The organism is Parvibaculum sp. (genome assembly GCF_019635935.1).
Lineage (GTDB): Bacteria > Pseudomonadota > Alphaproteobacteria > Parvibaculales > Parvibaculaceae > Parvibaculum.
This window is the reverse complement of sequence record NZ_JAHBYN010000001.1, coordinates 1,773,438-1,789,828: the sequence shown is the minus strand read 5'-3', so window position 1 is coordinate 1,789,828 and position 16,391 is coordinate 1,773,438. Positions and strand designations below refer to the sequence as shown.

At 63.8% G+C, this 16,391-nt stretch carries 12 protein-coding genes; 3 read left to right on the top strand and 9 right to left on the bottom strand.

Annotation, left to right across the window (positions count from 1 at the left end; translation table 11 throughout):
- Nucleotides 1-83: 83 nt before the first annotated feature.
- A complete protein-coding gene (gene katG, locus KF719_RS08915) occupies nt 84-2,252 on the bottom strand; it encodes a catalase/peroxidase HPI (RefSeq protein ID WP_293508365.1) in 2,169 nt (722 codons plus the stop codon).
- Between the two features lie 197 nt (nt 2,253-2,449).
- Between katG and KF719_RS08910 the strand changes: the two genes are divergently transcribed.
- Nucleotides 2,450-3,604, top strand: a complete 1,155-nt coding sequence (locus tag KF719_RS08910; protein ID WP_293508364.1) for a DsbA family protein — start codon at nt 2,450-2,452, stop codon at nt 3,602-3,604.
- Here KF719_RS08910 and KF719_RS08905 read toward each other — a convergent pair.
- The 6 genes from KF719_RS08905 to KF719_RS08880 all read right to left on the bottom strand — a co-directional run bounded on the left by KF719_RS08905 (nt 3,601) and on the right by KF719_RS08880 (nt 8,256).
- A complete protein-coding gene (locus tag KF719_RS08905; RefSeq protein WP_293508363.1) occupies nt 3,601-4,044 on the bottom strand; it encodes a hypothetical protein in 444 nt (147 codons plus the stop codon). The genes KF719_RS08910 and KF719_RS08905 overlap by 4 nt on opposite strands.
- A 5-nt stretch (nt 4,045-4,049) precedes the next feature.
- On the bottom strand, nt 4,050-5,723 hold the full coding sequence (locus KF719_RS08900; protein ID WP_293508362.1) for a sulfatase-like hydrolase/transferase: 1,674 nt from the start codon (nt 5,721-5,723) through the stop codon (nt 4,050-4,052).
- Nucleotides 5,723-6,640: a haloalkane dehalogenase gene (locus tag KF719_RS08895; protein ID WP_293508361.1), complete on the bottom strand. Its 918-nt coding sequence runs from the start codon at nt 6,638-6,640 to the stop codon at nt 5,723-5,725. The genes KF719_RS08900 and KF719_RS08895 overlap by 1 nt, the downstream gene beginning before the upstream one ends.
- Before the next feature lie 5 nt (nt 6,641-6,645).
- Nucleotides 6,646-7,107, bottom strand: a complete 462-nt coding sequence (locus tag KF719_RS08890; protein ID WP_293508360.1) for a DUF1330 domain-containing protein — start codon at nt 7,105-7,107, stop codon at nt 6,646-6,648.
- 85 nt (nt 7,108-7,192) lie between these two features.
- A complete protein-coding gene (locus tag KF719_RS08885) occupies nt 7,193-7,897 on the bottom strand; it encodes a TIGR02466 family protein (RefSeq protein ID WP_293508359.1) in 705 nt (234 codons plus the stop codon).
- The gene (locus KF719_RS08880; RefSeq protein WP_293508358.1) at nt 7,894-8,256 is read right to left on the bottom strand and encodes a hypothetical protein; all 363 of its coding nucleotides are present in this window, start codon (nt 8,254-8,256) and stop codon (nt 7,894-7,896) included. The genes KF719_RS08885 and KF719_RS08880 overlap by 4 nt, the downstream gene beginning before the upstream one ends.
- Between KF719_RS08880 and KF719_RS08875 the strand changes: the two genes are divergently transcribed.
- Together KF719_RS08875 and KF719_RS08870 are read left to right on the top strand one after the other, a co-directional pair.
- Nucleotides 8,255-9,295 carry a TIGR03032 family protein gene (locus KF719_RS08875; RefSeq protein WP_293508357.1) on the top strand — a complete coding sequence of 347 codons (1,041 nt, stop codon included), beginning with the start codon at nt 8,255-8,257 and terminating at the stop codon, nt 9,293-9,295. The two genes, KF719_RS08880 and KF719_RS08875, sit on opposite strands and share 2 nt — an antisense overlap.
- A gap of 262 nt (nt 9,296-9,557) precedes the next feature.
- Nucleotides 9,558-15,461, top strand: a complete 5,904-nt coding sequence (locus KF719_RS08870; RefSeq protein ID WP_293508356.1) for an autotransporter outer membrane beta-barrel domain-containing protein — start codon at nt 9,558-9,560, stop codon at nt 15,459-15,461.
- Between the two features lie 82 nt (nt 15,462-15,543).
- On the opposite strand, the gene KF719_RS08865 is transcribed toward KF719_RS08870, so the two are convergent.
- Both KF719_RS08865 and KF719_RS08860 read right to left on the bottom strand, forming a co-directional pair.
- Nucleotides 15,544-15,810 carry a hypothetical protein gene (locus tag KF719_RS08865; protein ID WP_293508355.1) on the bottom strand — a complete coding sequence of 89 codons (267 nt, stop codon included), beginning with the start codon at nt 15,808-15,810 and terminating at the stop codon, nt 15,544-15,546.
- A complete protein-coding gene (locus tag KF719_RS08860; protein WP_293508354.1) occupies nt 15,807-16,319 on the bottom strand; it encodes a hypothetical protein in 513 nt (170 codons plus the stop codon). Before KF719_RS08860 ends, KF719_RS08865 begins: the two co-directional genes overlap by 4 nt.
- Between the last annotated feature and the right edge of the window lie 72 nt (nt 16,320-16,391).

Below are 16,391 nucleotides of genomic sequence, written 5' to 3'. Positions count from 1 at the left end.
GTGACGCCAGCGCCTTGCCCCACAAAAACGCCGCCCCCGGACGATCCGGGGACGGCGCATGTTTGTGAGCCTTCGCTAAAGCGTCAGGCCGCGAGGTCGAAACGATCCGCGTTCATCACCTTCGTCCAGGCCGCCACGAAGTCCTTCACGAACTTTTCCTTCGCGTCGTCCTGCGCATAGACTTCGGCATAGGCGCGCAGGATCGCGTTCGAACCGAAGACGAGGTCGGCGCGGGTTGCCGTCCATTTCGTCTTGCCGCTCTTGCGGTCGACGATGTCGTAGAGGTTCGCGCCCTTCGGCTCCCACTTGTTGCCCATGTCGGTCAGGTTGACGAAGAAGTCGGTCGTCAGCGCGCCGGGGCGGTCGGTGAAGACACCGTGTTTGGTGCCGCCATGGTTGGTGCCGATCACGCGCATGCCGCCGACAAGCGCCGTCATCTCCGCGGCGGTGAGGCCGAGAAGCTGGGTGTGGTCGAGCATCAGCTCTTCCGGCGTCACCGCGTAGTCCTTCTTCAGGAAGTTGCGGTAGCCGTCGGCCGCCGGTTCCAGCACATCGAAGGAGGCGGCGTCCGTCTGCGCGTCGGTCGCGTCGCCGCGGCCGGGCGCGAAGGGCACCGACACATTGACGCCCGCCGCTTTCGCCGCCTGCTCGACGCCGAGATTGCCGGCGAGCACGATGACGTCGGCGAGGCTTGCGCCCGTTGCCTTGGCGACCGGTTCCAGCGCGGCCAGCACTTTCTTCAGCCGTGCCGGTTCGTTGGCTTCCCAGTCCTTCTGGGGCGCAAGGCGGATGCGCGCGCCGTTGGCGCCGCCGCGCATGTCGGAGCCGCGATAGGTGCGGGCGCTGTCCCACGCGGTTGCGACCATCTCGGCGGTCGACAGACCGCTCGCGGCGATCTTCGCCTTCACGGCCGCAACGTCGTAATCCTTGCGGCCGGCGGGGACCGGGTCCTGCCAGATCAGCTCTTCCTTCGGCACGTCCGGCCCGACATAGCGCGCGCGGGGTCCCATGTCGCGGTGCGTCAGCTTGAACCAGGCGCGGGCGAAGGTGTCGGCGAAGTAGTCGGGGTCCGACATGAACTTCTGGCAGATCTTGTTGTAGATCGGGTCGACCTTCATCGCCATGTCGGCATCGGTCATGATCGGATTGTGACGCACCGACGGGTTCTCGGCATCGAGCGGCTTGTCTTCTTCCTTGATGTTGACCGGTTCCCACTGCCAGGCGCCGGCCGGGGACTTTTTCAGTTCCCAGTCATAGCCGAAGAGCAATTTGAAATAGCCCATGTCCCATTTGGTCGGGTTGGTGGTCCATGCGCCTTCGAGGCCGCTCGTCACCGACTGATTGCCGACGCCGCGCGTCTTCTTGTTGAGCCAGCCGAAGCCCTGGTCCTCGACATCGCCGCCTTCCGGCGCCGGTCCGAGATTGGCGGCATCGCCATTGCCATGCGCCTTGCCGACGGTGTGGCCGCCGCAGGTCAGCGCCGCGGTTTCCTCGTCGTCCATCGCCATGCGCTTGAAGGTCTCGCGCACTTCGAGCGCGGTCTTTTGCGGGTCGGGCTTGCCGCCCACGCCTTCGGGATTGACGTAGATCAGGCCCATCTGCACGGCGGCGAGCGGATTTTCGAGCGACATCGGATTTTCGTCGCTTTCATAGCGGTCGCGGCCGAGCCATTCCTTTTCGGCGCCCCAGTACGTGTCCTTTTCGGGGTGCCAGATGTCCTCGCGGCCGAAGCCGAAGCCGAAAGTCTTCAGGCCCATCGATTCGTACGCGATGGTGCCGGCCAGGATGATGAGATCGGCCCAGCTCACCTTGTTGCCGTATTTCTTCTTCAGCGGCCAGAGCAGGCGCCGCGCCTTGTCGAGGTTGCCGTTATCCGGCCAGGAATTGAGGGGCGCGAAGCGGATATTGCCGGCGCCGCCGCCGCCGCGCCCGTCGGCGAGCCGGTAGGAACCGGCCGAGTGCCAGGCGAGACGGATCATCAAGCCGCCGTAATGGCCCCAGTCGGCCGGCCACCAGTCCTGGCTGTCCGTCATCAGGGCATGCATGTCCTTTTTCAGCGCCGCGACGTCGAGCTTCTTCAGTTCCTCGCGGTAGTTGAAATCCTTGCCCAGCGGATTGGTCTTGGTGTCGTGCTGGTGGAGAATGTCGAGATTGAGGGCGTTGGGCCACCATTCGATGGGCGTGGTTCCCATGGATGCGTGCGTGGCGCCGCCATGCATCACCGGGCACTTGCCGCTTTCTGCCTTGGTCATTTGCCTTGTTCCTCCTTGTTGGGGTCGGGCGCGGGGGGGGGGTAGATTATAACTATTCTAATTAAAATATACCCGGCGCCACGCCAAAGACAAGCCAATTCGGCAAATGCATGGCGGCGGCGTCCCCGAGATTGACAGGCGGGGGCCCGCTGGCCACTATTGGCATAATTAATGCCAATAATTAATCGGAGCGCGGGATGCGGACGAAGGTTGCGACGGTGGTTTCTTCGTTGATCACCAGTTCGCGTCTCCGGACGCTTAGCCGGCGCGTCCGCGCGCTGAAGCGGCGGCTCGCCGGGCGGCGGCCCGTCATCCATTATTTCCATCAGGCGGGCGATCCCTACAGCACCCTCGCCATCCAGGCCGTGCCGCTGCTCCGCGCGCGCTACGATGCCGATGTCGAGATCCATGCCGTGTCGCCGCCCGACATGGCGGCGGCGCCGGAGCCCGACATGCTGAAGGCCTATGGGCTTCGCGACGCGGGCCTGTCGGCGCGGCTTGCCGGTTTCGCGCTCGATGCGGATGTGTCGGCGCTCGCGCCCGATGCGAGCCCCAGGGCGCTTGCCGAAGGCGACCGCCTGCGCCGCAAGCTCGGCCACTATCTCGGTGCGGTGTTCTGTTTCGAGGGCGAGTGGTACTGGGGTCTCGACCGGCTCGACTTTCTCGAAGAACGTCTCGTGCCTTTCCGCCGCGCCGATGCGCCGAAAGGCTTCATCGCGCCGCGCCGCGAGGTGACGCTCAAGCCGGTGGCGAATGCGGGTCGCAAGCCTGTCTTCGAAGCCTTCATCTCCTTCCGTAGTCCCTACACTTATCTGGCCATCGAGCGCGTCAGCAAACTTGCCGCGCATTACGGCGCCGATCTCAAATGGCGCTTCGTGCTGCCGATGGTGATGCGTGGACTGCCGGTGCCGCTCGCCAAGCAGCTCTATATTGTGCGCGACTGCAAGCGCGAGGCCGAGCGTCTCGGGCTGCCCTTCGGCCGCGTCGCCGATCCCGTCGGCGCCGGCGCCGAGCGCGGATTGTCGGTGCTGCATCACGCGATCCCGGCGGGCAAGGGCGCCGCCTTCGCGCAATCCTTTCTGCAAGGTGTCTTCGCCGAGGGTATTGATGCAGCGACGGATGCCGGCCTCATGCGGCTCGCGGCGCGGGCGGGCCTCGACCAAGCCTTTGTCAAAAAAGCGCTGGCCGATCCGTCATGGCGCGACGTCGCCGAGAAAAACCGCACCGACATGTTCGCCGGCGGCGCCTGGGGCGTGCCCTCGTTCCGCGTCGAAGGCGGTGCGATGCATTGGGGTCAGGACCGGCTCTGGGTCGTCGAGGAGGAATTGCGCGCGGCCTGCGAGAAATCTTAAGCCCGTCTTTTCAACGCCAGCGTCAGCAACAGCGCAACGACCGGAATGACGGCAAGCGTCGCATAGGCCTCCGGCGGGCGGTCCGGCCCGTCGCCCGGTTTGAAAACCCATTGGTTGAGCGCGATGATCGTCCGTTCGACAAGGATCAGCGCCAGCAGCAGCGGCACGAGGCTCCGGTAGCGCAGCGACACCGCCAGCATTGTCAGCCCCCAGACGATCTGCGTCGCACCGACCCATGCAAAGACGCCGATGATCGTTGTCGCGTTATGCGTCAGGTCGAGCCCGGCAATCACGCCGGCGCCGCCATCGGGCAGGAAAGCGTGGATCGCGCCGGGCACGATCGTCAATATGCCGAGCGCCGTCAGCCCCCAGGGCGCGGCGGGATGGCCGCGATAGGCGGCGTTGGTGCTTTCGGGCAGGAGCATTGTCATGATTGTCATTCGCCTCAACCGGCCCAGTAGATGAATTCGTCGTCTTCTGTCGCTTCTTCTTCCAGCGTCTTGTCGATCGTCACCGGCATTTCGCCGACGGCCGGGAACAGCGGCTCGCGCTGCGTCGCGTCATGCGCGTCGAGCATTTCGATCATCGCCGCCACGCGCTCGGGATGGAGTTCGGCGAGGTTCACCTGTTCGGTCGGATCTTCGTTGAGGTTGAAGAGCCAGGTCCGCTCCGGCTTTGTCGTCACCTGCAGTTTCCAGCCGTCTTTCTGCACCACGCGGTAATAGGCATTGCGCCAGAAGAGCGGGCGGTCGAGCGGCGCGGCTGCCGCGTCGAGACGCGCGAGCAGGTCGACACCGTCGATGATGCGGTCGTCCGGCAGCGGCGCACCGGCGGCGGCGAGGACGGTCGGGAACATGTCGATATGCGCGACGGCTTCGTCGAGCGACGCGCCGGCCTCGATCCGCGCCGGCCATTGCGCGAAGAAGGGCACGCGAATGCCGCCTTCGAAGAAGGTCAGCTTCCAGCCGCGATAGGGCGCGTTGATGTCGCGCAGGCCGATATATCCCGCACCGCCATTGTCGCTGGTGAAAATCACCAGCGTGTTGTCGTCGAGACCGTTGTCCTTCAATGCCTGCAAGACGCTGCCGACGCCGCGGTCCAGCGCGCGGATCATCGCCCCGTAGACGCGCAACCGCTCATCCTCGATCATCGACAATGCGTCGTAATCTTCCTTCGATGCCTGCAACGGCGTGTGGACGGCCCAATGCGCCAGATAGAGGAAGAAGGGGCGGTTGCGGTTGGCCTCGATCGCCTTCACCGCTTCGTCGGTGTAGTAGTCGGTCAGATAGCCCTTCGGCTCGAACCATTCGCTGCCGTTATAAGATGTCGCGTAGCGCATGCGCGCCCAGAGAAACTGGTCGATCGGATCGAAAGGCAGCTTCGCATTGACGACGTCGGGGCTGTCTTCGGGCAGGAAGAGCCCGCTTTCCATCATCACGGTTTCGTCGAAGCCTTGCGCGTTGGGGCGGAACTCCTCCGAATTGCCGAGATGCCACTTGCCGATGTGAATGTTGTGATAGCCGCGCGGCTTCAACGCTTCGGCGAGCGTGATCTCCGCGCCGGGCAGACCCTGTTCGGCAAAGGGCGGCTGGCGCTTGACGGCGTCTTCGTCGAAGAGCATTTCGTGGCGCCTGCTGCCGTCATTGTAGAAAAGATCCATGATCCGCTTCATGCCGGGCGGCGTCGGCGTGAATTCGAAGCCGGTGCGCGTGCCGTAGCGGCCGGTCATCAGCATGGCGCGCGACGGCGCGCAGGCCGCGGTGCCCGCATAGCCGCGCGAGAAGTTGACGCCGTTTCGTGCAATCGAATCGATATGCGGCGTCTGCACGATGCCGCCCGCCGCGCCGCCGCCGAAATAGCTGATGTCGTTGAAGCCGAGATCGTCGGCGAGAATGAAGACGATATTGGGCGGGCGCTTGCCGGCCGCTTCGGCCGCCACTTCCGGGCCCTGCTGCCAGGGGATATCGCGGTTCGCGAGCACCACCGTTGCGTCGCGGGCGCGCGTTGCGACGAAATAGAGGATCAGGTCCTTGCGGAAGGCAAAGGCGGTTCCGGCGACGGCCGTCAGCGCCACAACGCCAGCAAGCGCGTAGGCCTGCCATTTTTTCAACCCGCTCATCACTTGTCCCCCTGCGATGTCGTGGCGATGAACCCCAGTATGTGCGCGCAAAGTTCCCCGGGGATATCTTCCTGAATAAAATGATGCGCATTGGCGAAGATGCGGTGCGGCTGGCCTTTGGCGCCTGGAATGCGCTTCTGCATTGCCGCGTCGGCGCCCTTGGCCACTGGGTCCAGTTCGCCGAACAGCGTCAGGAAAGGCTTGTCGAAGCGTTCGAGGTCTTTCCAGGCGGCGCGGTTCAAGGGCACGCCCGGATTGTCGGGCTGCACGGCGATCAGCAGCGGAAAGGCGATGATGCCCGCCATATAGCCGTCGGTCGGAAAGGGCGCGATATAGGCGGCAAGCTCGCCGGGCGTGAGTTCATGCACCATGCCGGGCGGCAGCAGGTCGGCCAGCGGAAAACTCGTCGCCTCGCGCATCATGCCGACCCACATCTTCATGAATTCGCTTTCGCCGTCGCCCGTCGGCAGGCCGGTGTTCGAAGCGATCACGCGGGCGAAGCGTTCGGGATATTTCGAGACGAGATAAAGGCCGATGGTGCCGCCCCAGTCCTGACAGAAAAGCGTGATGTCTTTCAGGTCCATGCCGGTCAGCCATTTCGACATCCAGTCGTAGTGGCGCGCCAGCGTGTAGTCGGCCTTCGCCGCCGGCTTGTCGGAGCGGCCGCAGCCGATCAGATCGACCGCGATCACGCGGTGGCCGGCCGCCGCCAGCACCGGGATCATCTTGCGGTAGAGATAGGCCCAGGTCGGATTGCCATGCATCAGCAGGATGGGCGGGCGCCCGCGCGGACCTTCATCCACATAATGGATGCGCAAGTCCGTTCCGTCGTCGTCGGTCACGGTCGCGTAATGCGGCTCGAAGCCATAGCCTTCGAGGCTTGCAAAGCGTTCGTCGGGCGTCCTGAGGACCTGCATTGCCGTCAGCCTTTGGTGATGGCTTCGAGCAGCGGTTGCAGCCGGCCCAGAACGCCGTCCTGCAGCACCGTTTCGATGTTGAGCTGGCCCTTCAGGCCCGCGTCGCGGTGAACCGAGATTTCCTGCCATTCCGGCGAGGTCGACATGTCGAACAGCGCCTTGCGGTTCGGATAGGTCGCAATCGCGATCTCGTCCCAGAGTTCTTCCACCTGGCCGAGCGCGAGGAAGGTCACGTCGCCGGCGAAAAAGGCGCCGCCACCGAATTTCGGCAGGAGCTTCGACACGGCGCGGCCATAGATCATGTAGGCGTCGCGGCCCGACAGGTCGCAGGGCCGTCCGTCCTTGTATTCGGCGCGATCCTTGAACTTCAGCAGGTTGACCATGAAAATCGGGCCGGCCGGGCCCGGCGCCATCATTTCCCGCACCCGGTTCGGGTCGCCGGGCATCACTTCATTGATTACTTGCATGTCGCGCCTCTTCGCAGGCCCCACCGGAATGGCGGAGCCTTGCAAATATATTGGCACGATTTATGTCATAAGTTCAAGTGGCCGCTCAGGCCGCCGGCCGCCCCGCTCCCTTGGGCCGAAAGCCCATGTTGAAGCTGATCGAGACCCGGAAATCCTCGCTGCGGTTCGGCTGCACCGAATGCTGCAGCCAGCCGGGGAAGATCAGCAGCAGCCCTTCGCGCCCGCGATATTCCATGGCCTGGCTGTTGATGCGTGTGCGCGCCTTGACCGGAAACGTGCTCATCACGCGTTCGCGCACCGGATCGTAGAATTCGATGTTGCCGCTTTTCGCCGGCACCTTGGCGTAATAGGCGCCCGAGAGGATCGAGTTCGGATGCACATGGGCCTTGTTGAAGTCGCCCGGCCCGTTCTTGTTGAGCCACATCTCCTGAAAGAACATCTCGAAGCGGTCGAAGTCGAACGACAGATGGCTCGCGCAACCGGCGCAGGCATTGCCGATGATTCGCCTGATCTCGGCAAGCTCCGGCCCGAGATGGAGGTTGGCGGCGCTGTGCCAGCCGCCGACATTCGAGCGCGTGATGGCGCGTCCGTTCCGCTCCAGTTCCTCCAGAACGGACAGAATATGCGCATCGATCCGCTCGTGATCGGGCACATGCCGGGCCCAGACGGGTGCTGGAAACCATATTTCCGGGCGGAAGCCGGGATTGATTGCCAGCGCCGGCGCGGCACTTTCCGGCGCCGGTGCGGCGGCCGGCTCTTTTTTAGCGGCGGACTTTTTCTTTCCGGTCATGCGGCGTTCCCTCGCACAAGATGAACGGAAATGGAGACGATAGAGGTCGAGTTTCCGCTCATGGCTGTGTTGCAATCGGTTGTAACGAAGCAGCCGCCCCGTGGCGCCGCTTCGCCGATTGATAAACGAAGCGGGCAGGGCACGAATTTCTTTCTCGTCCAATCAGGAAGCAAACGCGGCGCATGCCGCTCGCAAGGGAGAATTTCCGTGGTGGGGGAAACGAAGCGCAAACCGGCAAAGCCGGTTGCAAAAAAATCCGCGGCCGCGAAGCCCGAGGCCACCGCCGCCGCGCCGCAGCCGGATGCGGGGCCGAAGAAAGTCACGCAGATTTCCTGCTCGCGCGGCTTGTCGGCCTTCATGGCGGACAACAAATTCAGCTTCGGTTTCACCTCCTATCAGAGCGGCCGTCTCTATCTCGTCGGCCGGCTGCCGCAGGGCAAGGTCAGCTTTCACGAGCGCCATTTCATGCGCGCCATGGGCGTCGCCGCGACGCCGCAACGGCTCTATCTTGCCGGACAGTTCCAGGTCTGGCGTCTCGAAGACGTGATGGGCGGTCGCGTTGCCGACGGCTTCGACCGCAATTACGTGCCGCGCAACGCCCAGACGACCGGCGATCTCGACGTGCACGAGCTCGGCGTCGAAAAATCCGGCCGCGTCATATTCGTCAACACGCGCTTTTCCTGTCTTTCGACCTTCAGCCTGACGCACAGCTTCAAGCCGCTCTGGAAGCCGCCTTTCATCTCGCGGCTGGCGCCCGAAGACCGCTGCCATCTCAACGGGCTGGCGATGGATGACGGCGAGCCGCGTTATGTGACGGCCGTCTGCAAGAGCGACGTCATCACCGGCTGGCGCGACCGGCGCGCCGAAGGCGGCTGCATCATGGATGTGCGCAACGATCGCATGGTAACCGAAAAGCTTTCGATGCCGCATTCGCCGCGCCTCCACAACGGCAAGCTCTGGGTGCTCGATTCGGGCCGCGGCCGTCTCGCCCGCGTCGATCCCGATACCGGCGCCACCGAAACCGTCACCTTCCTGCCGGGCTTTGCGCGCGGCCTCGCCTTTCACGGGCATTTTGCCTTTGTCGGATTGTCGCTGCCGCGCGACGGCAGTTTCTCCGGGCTCGAACTCGACGCCGAACTCGCCAAACGCGACGGCGAGCCCTGGTGCGGCGTCCAGATCGTCGACACGCGTTCGGGCGACATCGTGCAATGGATAAGGCTCACCGGCGAGGTGCGCGAACTCTTCGACGTCTTCGTGTTGCCGGGCGTGCGCTGCCCGAAAGCGACGGGGCTTCTCGACGGCACGATCCAGAACGAGATTTCGATCGAGGACTGGTCGCCCGCCGACAAGCGCGCGCCGGCGCCGGCGCCGGAAGTTCTCGCCGCCGCCGGGGCGTGAAGCCGCCGCGTCTCCGATTGCATCCGAAACGAATCTAACGAAGCGTGAAGAACTTCAGTGCGTGACGGCATGCGCGTTCACGCGCGCGTGAGATTCCGCGGTTCAACTTCACCGCGCGCCGCAATTGCATTTCACAACGGATGGATTGAGCGCCAGTTTGGCGAGAAGTTCGGTCGCGTTTTGGTTGCGACTCGTGTGGTGCGAAAAAGAGCCGGCGCGCAACGTATCCCCTTGAAACGATTCTCGCTTTTTGGGGGACTGCATGTCGACGTCGAAGATCAAACCCGCCGGAATTCGCAACAACACAACCGAGCGGCTCGCTCGTTCGGCCTACACCTATTACGGCGGCGTCGTGCAGACGACCGGCGATGCGCCGAAAAGCGCGCGCGGCATCAAAAGGCTTTTCGCCGCCGCGATGCTTTCGGGCGCCTCGATCATGGCGGTCGGTTTTTCCGGCACGGCGCATGCGACTTTGAACAACGTTCAGGTCAACGAAACGCTGATTATCGTCCCCAGCTCCAATTCCGGACCGATCAGTGAGTCCGACGTCCACGACCTCTCGGTCGTCGTGCCGGTCGGCACGGTCATCGACACGCGGAGCGAAACGTCGGAAGCCGATTTCGACAATGCCGGCGTTTTTATCACCGGCGACGGCAATCTTTCGATCGTCAACAACGGCACGATCGTCACAGGCGACACGGGCTACTACTTCGAATTTGGCGAAGAAGAAGGATTCTGGACCTATGACGGCAACCGCCATCACGGCATCGCCGCCTATTCCGACGACAATGCGTCGGTCACCAACACGGCCTTCGGCACCATCGCCACCACGCGGCCCTCTTCGCATGGCGCCATCGCCCGCGCCATCGACGAAGAGGGTTTCTGGGGCGGCAATGCGACGGCAAACAATGCCGGTCTCATCGGCACCACGGGCCAGAACTCTTTCGGCGTCGCGGCCGTCGCTAAATATACGGCGTCGGTCGGCAACTCGGGCACGGTGACGACCAGCGGCGACGGTGGCCACGGTCTCTATGCCTATGCCAAGTACGACATCGTTATTGCCAACAGCGGTTCCATCGAGACGTCGGGCGAGGGCGCCCACGGCATCGCGGCCGTGATCGACGACGAATGGACCGAGGGCGCGACCGTCGAAATCGACAACAGCGGCACGATCGAAACCACGGGGGACCATGCCTACGGCATCTCGGTCGATGGCGGGGAAGCGGCGGTCGACATCGTCAACAGCGGCAGCATCTCGACCGACGGCTACAGCGCCGACGGTATCTCCGTCTCCGGCGGCGTTGTCTCGATCACCAATACGGATGAGGGAAGCATCTGGACCACAGACGAGTATTCCTTCGGCATCAATGCCAGCGGCGAAACCGTGACGGTTGTCAATGCCGGAACGATCATCACCGATGGCGGCGAATCCATCGGCGTCGACCTGCATGGCGAGACGGTCTCGCTCGACAATTCCGGCACCATCCGGACCTATGGCGAGGACGCCCATGCGGTCGTCGCAAGCTCCTATTCCGACCTCACCACGACGATTTACAACACCGGCCTGATCGCTGCCTATGGCGATGAGTCCGACGCGATTGTCGCATCCGGTCCGACGGTCAGGATCACCAATGCCGCGGTGGAAGTGCCCGGCGAGGAAGAAGGCGAATATGTAACCACAACCGGCATCATCCGCTCGGCGGACGGCGCGGCGATCCGCATCGACGAGGCCGATTTCGCCTATGTCTACAATGACGGTCTGATCTACGGCAATGTCCAGATCGAGGCCGAGGAATATGCGCGAGTCGAAAACACCGGCGGTATCTATTCCGACCGCCGGTGGAAAGCGGCGATCGGTGTCGATGTCGACGAGGGCGACGCCTATGTCCTCAACGACACCACCGGCATTATCGTCACGACGGCGCGCAACGCATCCGGCATCGAGGTCTGGGCGGCAGATTTCGCCGAGATCGTCAACAAAGGCTCGATCACGACCGGCGGCGACGAAGGCTGGTCCTCGGGCCGCAAATCGCACGGCATCGACGCCTATGGCGAGAACGGCGTGCTTGTCGTCAATACCGGCGACATTACGACCCATGGCAAGCGCGCCTATGCGATCCGCGCGGTGACCGATGGCGACGAGGCGGCGCAGGCGATCAGCTCCGGCACCATCGTCACCCACGGCAAAGGCTCCATCGGCATCGCGGCCGAGGCGCGCGGCGGCAGCTACTACAGCGACTACCTCGCGGAAGAGGTCTACTACGGCAGCGACGCCATTGCCGGCAATGTCGGCAGCGTCACCACCTATGGGGAGGACGCCATCGGCGTTATCGCCGTCTCCAAATACGAAGATGCAATCGCCTACAACATGCTCGACGGCACGATCGCGACGTCGGGCGACAATGCGCATGGTCTTGTCGCCGCGTCGGGCTTCAGCCTCGACGAATTCGTCGAAGGCGGCTACGGCGGCTATGGCAGCGAACACTCCGGCAACGCCGCGGCGATCAACGGCCTGCCGCTCTATTACGGCGGCATGTTCTTCCTCGGCGGCTATGGCGAATGGAACGCCCATGCCTCAATCTTCGAGCATGTCGATTTCGGCGAGGGCGTCAACTTTCCCGAGGATGTCGACCTCACCGAATTCCGCCCGTCGATCGTCACCACCGGCGACAACGCCATCGGCGTTCTGGCGGTTTCCAGTGGTTCGCATGCTTTCGCGGCCAATTTCAACGGCAATGTAACGACCGGCACCGACGCCTTCGACGACGAAGGCGATCCGGTCGGCGGCTATCGCTCCTACGGCATTGCGGCCTTTAGTGAAGGTGGCGACGCCATTGCCATGAACGCGCTCTACGGTTCGATCCTGACCTTCGGCGACGGCGCGCATGGCGCGGTCGCCGGCAGCGAGGGCGGCGATGCGACGGCGATGAACAAGTACAGTTCGACCATCGTCACCCATGGCGACGGCGCCAAGGGCCTCTATGCCTGGAGCCACGGCGAGGCCGACGAATATGGCAGCGCCGATGCCACGGCATGGAACCTCGGGTCGTCGATCGTGACCTATGGCGATGAAGGCGCGCACGGCATTCATGTCACCGCCGAAGGAGGGCGGGCGACGGCGGCCAACGTCACATTCACGTTCGGCGACGAGGGCGAGGAGGAAACCTTCCACGCCCGGATCGAAACCCATGGCGACGGTTCGCACGGCATCCGCGTCTTCAGCGACGAGGGCGATGCGGCCGTCTATAACAGCGGCGACATCGTCACTTATGGCGATTACGCACAGGGCATCCGTGTGACGGCCCGCCACGAGGTCTATGTCGAAAACACCGGCACGATCACGACCCATGGCGACTATGCCTACGGTATCCGCGCCTACGCTTACAACGGTTCGATAGAGATCGACAACAGCGGCGACATCGTCACCGGCGGCCACGAGGCGGATGGCATCGTCGCATACGCGGACGACGAATACGGCGTTATCGAAATCCTCAATTCCGGCCTGATCCACGCGACGGGCGAGGCGTCGGACGCGATCATAGCCTCCGGCTACTCCGTCACGATCACGAATACCGTGGATGGACAAATCCTCGCCGACGACAATGACGGTATCGAAATCGACAATGCCGCTATCGCCCGTGTCTTCAACTGGGGAACGATCTCCGGCTCCGAATCCGCCATCGAGATCGACGAGTCCGGGGACGTCGCGGTCTACAACTACGGCTCCATCGTCGGCCGCGTCGACATCGAAGAGGCCGAAAGCGCATACTTCCTCAACGACGAGGATGCGACGGTTCTGGTCGAAAACGAGAAAACGGCCGGTGTGCGCCTGCTGGCCTTCGAAGAAGCCACGATCGTCAACCGCGGCAGCATCGAAACAACGGCCGACGGTACCAGAGGTGTCCAGCTCCGGGGCAGCTCCGTCTCGCTCGACAACTCGGGCAGCATCTCGACCTCGGGCGACAATGCGCATGCGGTCGTCGCTCATTCCAACTGGATCGCCACGACGACGATCTACAATTCCGGCACCATCGCGGCGACCGGCGAAGGCGCCGACGCCATCCAGGCGTCGGGCCCGACGGTCTTCATCACCAACACCGAGGACGGCACGATCTCGAGTGCCGACGGCATCGCGATCGACGTCTTCGAAACAAAGTATGCCTCCATCGTCAACCACGGCACGGTGACGGGCGACATCCATGTCAGCGCCTACGATTTCGAAGATTTCGGTTCGACCTACATCCTCAACACCGGCAGCGTCTCGGGCGACATCGACACGTCCTTCGGCGAAAGCCACGACACGATCATCGTCGATGGTGGCACGGTCGGTGGTGCGATCTATACCGGCGAGGGCGAGGATACGGTGACGATCTCCGGCACCGGCGTCTCGATCGCCAGGGGTATTCATGGCGGCAGCGGCTATGAGAGCGACCTGCACGTCTATTTCGAACAGGACGACACCGTTACCTTCGACGGTGGCAATGACGAAGGCTATGCGATATCGAACGCCCACTTCGTCGGCTTCTATGGTGGCACCACGGTCTTCGACGGTGTCAACATTCACACGCGGGATGAAGGTTCGATCCATGTCGGCGAAGACGGCATTCTCGCCACCACTTCGGAAGGCGCCTATGCTTTCGCCGTCTCGACCACGGTCGATGGACGCCTGCGCGTCGCGGCCGGCGGCACGTTCGGTTTCTCGGGCGATGTCGCCTTCAACGAAGGCAGCACCTTCGAGACCGGCCTCACCGGAGCCGGCGGTGGCGTCGTCGCGGGCGACACGGTCCATTTCGATGCCGGCTCGACCATCCATGTCAATGCGGGGGCCGGCTTCACGCAAGTCGTCGGCGAGGATGTGCTGATCGCCTCGGCCGCCAGCGAAAACGGCGTCACCGATGATGGTGCGTCCGTCACCGACAACCTCATCCTCTTCAAGTTCCTGAAGGTGATGAACGACGAAGTGGTCACCGAAGGCGCGGCCGACGACCTCTTCCTCCGCATCGAGGTCGAGGAGACCGCCTTCGATGTCGAAACGGAGGCGACAGGTTCGACGCAAAACAAGCTCAGCATGGCGGCCGCCCTCGACGTCTACATCCAGTCGCAGCCGATCGACAATCCGCTGGTGCAGTACCTGCTGCAGTTCGAGACCGAGGAAGAGCAGCTCGCGGCGCTTCTGAAAGTCATCCAGGACACGCTGCCGGATGAAAGCAACGCCACCGGCAGCGCCACGATCACGACGACGGATCTCGTCTTCGACATGATCATGGACCGGCTCTCGGGCGGCGGTTTCTCGGTCGCGCAAGGCGGCGAGACCGGCGTCGCGGCGGGTGAAGCGGCGCTTGGCGGCAGCGGCAACTGGGCCATCTGGGGCCGCATGGGCGCTCTCCGGGCCAAATACACGCCCGGCGCCGTCAACGGCTTCGACGCCGACACCTGGGGCGGCACCGTCGGCATCGACGGCGAGGTCGCGCCCAACCTTCGCGCCGGCTTCGGCTACTTCTACATGGACAGCAAGGTCGAGGAAAACGGCGCCGGCGCCAATTCGCGCGTCGACATCGTCAGCCACGGCGTCACCGGCTATGTCAGCTATCGCCCCGGCGCCTGGTACGTCAACGGCACACTCGGCTACGGCATCAACGATTATGACAGCCGCCGCAATTCGCTCGGCGGGGTCAATGTCGCGAGCTTCGACGGCACGCAGTTCGTCGCCCGCGGCGAGGTCGGCCGGATGTTCACCGAAGGCCAATGGGACATCACGCCCAATGCCGGGTTGCGCTACAACCGGGTCGATCTCGACGCCTACACCGAAACGGGGCCGTTGCCGATCGCGGTCAATGCCCGCACGGTCGAGTCGCTCCGGGGTGTCGTCGGCGTCAATCTGCGCCACACCACGGCGCTTGAGGGCGGCGGCAAGCTGATCCCCGAGTTCGGCGTCAAGCTCCTCAACGAGCTTGCCAATCCCGACGAGGCGATTACGGGCGCGATTGTCGGCGGCGGCGCCTTCGTCACGCAGCAAACGCCGCGCGACGATCTCTCCTTCGGCATCGGCGGCGGGTTGACCTGGGAGGCCTCCGACAAGTTCAGCCTCCGCATCACTTACGATGGCGAATTCCAGAGCGACTATGACGAGCAGAGCCTCGCCGCCTCGGTCCGCTTCGCCTTCTGAGGGCGGGCGGCGCTCCTCCGCCGCCGGCACAACAAAAATGGCGCCCCGCAAGGGGCGCCATTTCCGTTTGGAGACGGGAAGATCAGCGGGCGATGTCGGCGAAGGAAAGGGCGCTGCCGTCCGTCAGGTTGACGCAAGGCGCGGCGCCATTGGTCGAGGCGCGGCAGAGGAAAAGCGAATCCCCCTTCTGCACCCAGATGCCGCCCTGCGGGTTGGCGATCAGGCGCGGGCCCCGGTCGGAACCCATCAGCGCCGTCACAACGAGTGCGATGGCGACAATGGTGCCGGCGGCGATCACCGCATAGGAAAGATGTGCCGATTGAGATTGACTGGGAGAGGCGATGGTCATGCGACGATTGCTCCGCTTGTTGTGTCCGCCGCTTCGTTGAGCGGCAGGTGGTTGAACCAGATCACGCGCATCTGATAGCCCTCGCGCGTATAGCCGATCAGCGTCAGGCCGCTTTCGCCGATCGGGTAGTGGCCAAGCTTCGGCGACTGGTAGACGGCTGCCATGCCGGCGAGCCGCTCGCCCGGATTGGCGATCGACCAGGCGCGCAGGATCTCGCGGCATTCGGTGGCAAGACCGATCGCCACCGTCTGCTGGCTGTAGTCGGGCAGGGTGAAGACGCGCAGGAAGCCGAAGCGCTTGTTGCGCAGCGGCGCATAAGAGGCGATCTCGACCGTCGAGATGCCGCAGACCTTCTTGCCGTCATAGGCGACCGCGCAGATTTGCTTCGCGCGGTCCTCCGGCGCGGTGTCCGGCGGCAGGATGCCCTGTTCGCGCCAGACCGCGATCGCATCGCGCTCGATCTTCGGATCGTTCTTCTTCCAGCCGGAAACATATCGGATGTCGCTCATGGGTGTGCCCGTCCCCCGGTTGACGCGCCGAAGCGCGGATCGCGACTCGCTTTGCCGCGCGTGTGCCGGGTT

Excerpts from the sequence above, each read along its gene's own strand:
- katG (WP_293508365.1), bottom strand. The coding sequence starts at position 2,252 with ATGACCAAGGCAGAAAGCGGCAAGTGCCCGGTGATGCATGGCGGCGCC.
- KF719_RS08910 (WP_293508364.1), top strand. The coding sequence starts at position 2,450 with ATGCGGACGAAGGTTGCGACGGTGGTTTCTTCGTTGATCACCAGTTCG.
- KF719_RS08905 (WP_293508363.1), bottom strand. The coding sequence starts at position 4,044 with ATGACAATCATGACAATGCTCCTGCCCGAAAGCACCAACGCCGCCTAT.
- KF719_RS08900 (WP_293508362.1), bottom strand. The coding sequence starts at position 5,723 with ATGAGCGGGTTGAAAAAATGGCAGGCCTACGCGCTTGCTGGCGTTGTG.
- KF719_RS08895 (WP_293508361.1), bottom strand. The coding sequence starts at position 6,640 with ATGCAGGTCCTCAGGACGCCCGACGAACGCTTTGCAAGCCTCGAAGGC.
- KF719_RS08890 (WP_293508360.1), bottom strand. The coding sequence starts at position 7,107 with ATGCAAGTAATCAATGAAGTGATGCCCGGCGACCCGAACCGGGTGCGG.
- KF719_RS08885 (WP_293508359.1), bottom strand. The coding sequence starts at position 7,897 with ATGACCGGAAAGAAAAAGTCCGCCGCTAAAAAAGAGCCGGCCGCCGCA.
- KF719_RS08875 (WP_293508357.1), top strand. The coding sequence starts at position 8,255 with ATGGCGGACAACAAATTCAGCTTCGGTTTCACCTCCTATCAGAGCGGC.
- KF719_RS08880 (WP_293508358.1), bottom strand. The coding sequence starts at position 8,256 with ATGAAGGCCGACAAGCCGCGCGAGCAGGAAATCTGCGTGACTTTCTTC.
- KF719_RS08870 (WP_293508356.1), top strand. The coding sequence starts at position 9,558 with ATGTCGACGTCGAAGATCAAACCCGCCGGAATTCGCAACAACACAACC.
- KF719_RS08865 (WP_293508355.1), bottom strand. The coding sequence starts at position 15,810 with ATGACCATCGCCTCTCCCAGTCAATCTCAATCGGCACATCTTTCCTAT.
- KF719_RS08860 (WP_293508354.1), bottom strand. The coding sequence starts at position 16,319 with ATGAGCGACATCCGATATGTTTCCGGCTGGAAGAAGAACGATCCGAAG.